Source organism: Mesorhizobium sp. M8A.F.Ca.ET.181.01.1.1 (assembly GCF_004792025.1).
Classification (GTDB): domain Bacteria; phylum Pseudomonadota; class Alphaproteobacteria; order Rhizobiales; family Rhizobiaceae; genus Mesorhizobium.
Window position 1 is genome coordinate 1 of sequence record NZ_SRTV01000367.1, and the last position, 278, is coordinate 278.

The 278-nt window shown below is 61.2% G+C and carries 1 pseudogene; it reads right to left on the reverse strand.

Annotated elements, in window-relative coordinates:
- A pseudogene (locus EN824_RS34990) lies at positions 1-278 on the reverse strand (ABC transporter ATP-binding protein/permease); the annotation flags it as partial.

The window sequence follows — 278 nt, forward strand, 5'->3', positions numbered from 1 at the left end:
GGAGCGCCTCGTTGAAGCGGCCGTCCAGCCAGCCGCGCCATTTGCGGTGCAACGTTGCCGAAACAAGGCTGCGTATGCCGGTGAAGCCTGCATCCTTGAGCACGACGATAAGAATGAGGATGCCGGCGTTGGTGAGCAGCGTCTTCAGCGGGGTGGTATTTGCGGCATCGTGGAAGAAAGCAATCGAATTGACCAGTTCGCCGGATGCTTCGGCGAACCACACGCCGGACTTGCTGGACAACGCCGTGAGCAGCGCGATGACGAGGGTGAGGGTCCAG